The organism is Dietzia cinnamea NBRC 102147 (assembly GCF_001571065.1).
Lineage (GTDB): Bacteria > Actinomycetota > Actinomycetes > Mycobacteriales > Mycobacteriaceae > Dietzia > Dietzia cinnamea.
Genome location: NZ_BCSW01000106.1, coordinates 1 through 3,508 on the forward strand (window position 1 = coordinate 1; position 3,508 = coordinate 3,508).

Annotated in this window: 4 protein-coding genes and 1 riboswitch; of the genes, 2 read left to right on the plus strand and 2 right to left on the minus strand. The window is 62.3% G+C overall.

Translation table 11 applies throughout. From position 1 onward, the window contains the following. Positions 1–7: 7 nt before the first annotated feature. On the minus strand, positions 8–832 hold the full coding sequence (thiD, locus tag DCI01S_RS16165; protein ID WP_061230166.1) for a bifunctional hydroxymethylpyrimidine kinase/phosphomethylpyrimidine kinase: 825 nt from the start codon (positions 830–832) through the stop codon (positions 8–10). Positions 833–911: 79 nt separating this feature from the next. After that, positions 912–1,003: riboswitch (TPP riboswitch) on the minus strand. Positions 1,004–1,150: 147 nt separating this feature from the next. Next, the gene (locus tag DCI01S_RS16170; protein ID WP_243699774.1) at positions 1,151–1,618 is read right to left on the minus strand and encodes an NUDIX hydrolase; all 468 of its coding nucleotides are present in this window, start codon (positions 1,616–1,618) and stop codon (positions 1,151–1,153) included. A 358-nt stretch (positions 1,619–1,976) separates the two neighbouring features. Here DCI01S_RS16170 and DCI01S_RS16175 point away from each other — a divergent pair, with 358 nt between their 5' ends. Continuing rightward, positions 1,977–2,537, plus strand: a complete 561-nt coding sequence (locus DCI01S_RS16175; protein ID WP_061230168.1) for a recombinase family protein — start codon at positions 1,977–1,979, stop codon at positions 2,535–2,537. 78 nt (positions 2,538–2,615) lie between these two features. Next, positions 2,616–3,416, plus strand: a complete 801-nt coding sequence (locus DCI01S_RS17435) for a hypothetical protein (protein ID WP_156482657.1) — start codon at positions 2,616–2,618, stop codon at positions 3,414–3,416. The last annotated feature ends 92 nt before the right edge of the window (positions 3,417–3,508 follow it).

The following is a 3,508-nucleotide window of genomic DNA, read 5'->3' on the forward strand; positions in this document are numbered from 1 at the left end:
GATGGTCCTACCTGCGCTCGCCGCGCATAGCCGGTGCACTCCACAGCGCGTGGAAGTGGTGCACGGGTCCGTGGCCGGAACCGACATCGAGCTCGTCGGCGTGCTGAAGGGACCCTGTGAGGTAGTCCTTAGCAAGGCGCACGCTCGTGACGACGTCGTTATGCGGTACTAGCGCGGCGATAGCGGCAGATAAGGTGCAACCGGTGCCGTGGTCACTGTTGGTGTCCACACGGGCCGCGGATAGCTCCACCGTGGTCGCGCCGGTGAGGATGTCCACGCTCGTTCCTCCTGGCAGATGCCCGCCTTTGAGGAGCACCCAGGGCGCTCCGAGCGTACGCAGGGCCGGCAAAAGCTCACGCATCTGGTCGACATCTGCGATCGCATCGGAAGCCCCGGTCAGGACCGCAGCCTCAGGGAGATTGGGGGTGAGAATCGTCGCTCGCGGGACCAATAAGTCACGGACCGCGGAGACGGCGTCCGGGGCGAGCAGATAGTCGCCACTCTTGGCGACCATCACCGGATCAAGCACTACGGGACAACGCGGATACGCATCCAATGCTCCAGCGATACTCAAAGCGATCCCAGCGTTGGCGACCATACCGATCTTGACCGCATCGACACGCACATCGTCGAACACCGCGGCGAGCTGATCCGCGACGAAGGCCGGCTCGAGCGCAACGAATCTCCGCACGCCCTGCGTGTTCTGGGCGACCACCGCGGTGATCGCACTCATGCCGTAAACGCCGAGAGCAGAAAACGTCTTCAGGTCCGCCTGAATACCCGCGCCACCACTCGGGTCCGTTCCGGCAATCGATAGAACATTTGCGATCATCAGTCCCAGCCTCGTTTCCGGTATCCCTGAACCGCACGAGGAGCGAACGCGCAAAATTGTCCCAAAGCGACTGCAACGCAGTGCTTAGCGTCGACATTCCTCCGCGAGTCCGAACTCGATCAGGTTCTTCGGGTGTGATCTCAGCCCTGGCGGGCACCCCGTGTCGAACGCCAGCGTACCTAGTCTCATGGGGCAATTCTCAACAGCCATGCGCCTAGGCCCCAGCACGATGGCCCGGATTGTGGTTCGCGCAAGGATCGGCCGGGCCTGGCGCTCAGGCTGCGTCCGTTCCAGACAGGGTTGTCATGTTGGTGAGCATCACGTGCCGCTCTCATTCCCGTAGATCCTGGCGGCAAGTTCAGCAACCTCGGCGACGTCCTTGCTCAAGTCCAGCTGCGTCTCGTCGACCTCGTCGAGTCCGTACCAGCGCGCCTCTAACGCGTCATCACCGGCAAGTAGAGATCCTGAAAGCCAGCGGCACAGCACCGCGATTAGAACGAAATGACTGGTCACAACACCACGTTCATCGAAGCCGAATGCGTCGACCGACGTGACGATGCACATCGCTTCGGCCGTGATCGCGGTCTCCTCGGCTAACTCACGAATCGCAGCCTGGTCAATCGTCTCGCCGAACTCGATCTTTCCCCCGGGAAACCCCCACCGTCCGGCGTCCGGCGGATTCGCGCGCCGCACCAGGAGAACTCGGCCATCCATGACAACGACAGCGATCACCGCCACCACCGGCCGGATCGATGAGGTCCTGGCGATACTCGCGTCAGCAGTCACAACGAACATTGTGACCTAGGGGCGATCGCTACGCCGTGGGCCCGAGCCTGCTTGGCGCCGGCCACCACGGCCCGCCCGCGGGCACCGGCCTGATCTCGAGCCACTCCCCTGGCCTCCGCCCCGGACACCTGAGGAGCATCCGGACCCCCTCACGCGCAATCGAGATCGAGAGCGACGCCTCTCCAAAGCAAAGGCAAGCTGTGTCGCGTTTGACGATCGTCTAACGCGACACTTTCTGAGCGAACGCCCAATCGGAGGCTCGCACAGGTCGAACACTAACGGCGACTCATGCCGCTGTGGCGTAGACATGTAGCGCAATAAAGGTGGACAAGTCACGGTCGTATGCAACACTGCCGTTGTGAAGATCGGCTACGGGCGCGTTTCGACTGAGGAACAGAACGTCGAGACACAACGACAAGCACTGATCGAGCTCGGCGCTGATCCTCGGCGGATCCACCTCGACCGCGGGGTTAGTGGCCGACGGCGTAAGCGTCCGGCACTGGATCGCGCCCTAGCCGAACTGCGCGATGGTGACGAGCTCGTCGTGACCAAGCTCGACCGTCTCGGACGATCGCTTCGAGACCTGCTCGACATTGCAGACCAGATACAGGGTGTCGGCGCATCCCTGACTGTCGGGCGGTCAACCTATGACCCGGGCGATCCCGTCGGCGCCATGCTATTCCAGGTTCTGGGTATGGCCGCCGAGTTTGAGGTCGCCATGAACCGCGAACGCACCCGCGAAGGCGTTGCTCGAGCAAAGGCCGAAGGCAAGTACCGCGGTCGGCAGCCCAAGCTCTCCCCCGCTGACGCCAACAGGCTCCGCCAGATGCACGCCACAGGCGGCTACACCACCGCGGAACTGGGCCGGTTCTTCGGTCTGCACCGCACGTCGGTGTACCGCTACTTGTCCGATGAATAGTGCAAACTCCACCGAGTAGCTAATCCCCGCCCTTGGGCACGGGTACCCACAGCACCGCTATCGACGGACGGGAAAGACATGTCAAGTAAGGAACCACGGTACGAGATCACCGAAATCAAGGCGTTCCCGGGCACTGAGTCGAAAGCAATCACCAGTAAGCAGCAGGAAGGCTGGGAGTTGGTCTCGCAGCAGCATGGCCGCGTGCGAACGACCCTGAGCTTTCGTAGGCCGAAGCCGCCAGTCCCCTGGAAAATGTGGGCCACGGTCGGCGGCGCCGGCGTTATCCTGGGCAGCATCATTACTGTCGGGGCACTCCTGGAAGACGACGCCCCGTCTGCGGCAGAAAACACAGCAACTTCGAGCACCGAGCAGCCCTCCCTAGCGGGCCTCGAAGATGATCCCACTTCGGCACCTGACCTCACGGTCTGCGAAACAGGCCCACTTACCAGGTCATGCAAGTTTGGCCAGACCGCGGTCTACTCCGACACAGTCCGAGGAGGCGAGGTCAAGCTAGAGATCACCGTCGGCGAGCCAGTCGAGTTCACACCGAGCGAGGCTGCGTCGGTCGCACTCGACCGACCGATACAACCCGTAAACGTCTACTTCCCGATCACCATCAGGAACCTATCGCCTGCCCTGCCGGAATCGACCCTTTTCCTTACCCAGGCGAGCAATGCTCAACAGCCGGGCGACCATGGCGGCGTTGAAGAATTAAGCGACGGTGACGTGGAATCGTACGTGGTAGGAAGAGCCGCCAGTCTTCCTGCGGGCGAGACGTTGAGCGTCAAAGAGGGCTGGACCATGGCGACGATCGAGGGAGTCGAGTACGGCATTAGAATCGATGGTCTAGCCGGGTACGGCGTCACGTTCACGCGATGACCTCGAACTGACGGCTGGTAAGCATTGCGGTCTAGACCCCAGAGGGACACGTAGCCCTGGCGGACTTTAGACCCATCGGGACAGGCAAAACC